Below are 1,102 nucleotides of genomic sequence, written 5' to 3' on the forward strand. Positions count from 1 at the left end.
CAATGTGTAAAAAACATAGGGCGATTTAGGCTTAAATTGTAGGCTTGGGTTTCTTTATGAGGTCGCCAAATTTCCAATTTGGCATTTAGAAAAAATAAAAGCAAAATATGTAAATTTGGCTTAGTGAGAATTCGAAAGACAGTGCTTATCATCTGCCCTACGTTCCTTACACCAAACGTTAGCAATAAGCTTAAAACAAAAAAACTTTGACTAAAGACATCTTATACAGTAATCCTCTTGAATTTTATGATATTTTACTTAGAGGACCTTTATTAGAAATTTATACAGCAAGAAAAAACACAACGCTTAATCATTGGCAACAATATTCTAACCTATTAATTGATAAATTTGCTATCCACTCTTCCTCTTTTTTTCATTTATCAAGCGGAATAATTGAACATAAAAAGTCAGGAGAAAAACAGCGGATGAATGGTTATGATATTTTTACAGTAAATACTACTATTCGAGTTTTAATAGAAACATACATTGCTTTCAATCATATTTTTGTTGAGCCTGTTACTGAAGCTGAAAAACACCTTCGCTTCCTATTATGGAAACTAGATGGTTTATATCAAGAAAAGAAATACTTAATTGAAGTAACTGACTTCGAAGGAGCTGCTGAACGTTTAGAAGAAAAAAATGAAACCATTCAGAAAACTATCTTAGAAATTGAGAATGCAAAATTTTTAAAAGAAATTCCAAATCAATATCATCAAAAATTATTTGACCCTTCTAAAAACAAATCAAATTGGAGGTTTTTGATTGTGGATGGTAAGGTTAAAATACTTCAAATAATAGGCTTAGTAAAACATTGTTGTAAGACAAGAGCCTTTCTTAATACATATAAACATTCCTCAATTCACACACATTCTAACTTCCCTGCTGTCGAAGAATTCAGAAAAATTCGAGGTAAAATTATATCTGAGAATTACACAGACCCAATTACTAGACTAAGTATATACTTGACTTGCTTATTCATTTATGATATATGTAAAATTGACGAAAATGCTAATCAGAAATTAAATGAAATGGACTCAGGCTTTAAAAATTTTATTGAAGGAATGAGTAAAAGTATAAAAGCATCGGAATAGCCTATTGCTAA

Annotated in this window: 1 protein-coding gene; it reads left to right on the top strand. The window is 29.9% G+C overall.

Annotated features, from left to right (window positions below):
* Positions 1-206 precede the first annotated feature (206 nt).
* Positions 207-1,091: a DUF5677 domain-containing protein gene (locus tag GMC_RS0105755; protein WP_010521240.1), complete on the top strand. Its 885-nt coding sequence runs from the start codon at positions 207-209 to the stop codon at positions 1,089-1,091.
* Positions 1,092-1,102: the final 11 nt, after the last annotated feature.

It is taken from the genome of Aquimarina agarivorans (genome assembly GCF_000218485.1).
Lineage (GTDB): Bacteria > Bacteroidota > Bacteroidia > Flavobacteriales > Flavobacteriaceae > Aquimarina > Aquimarina agarivorans.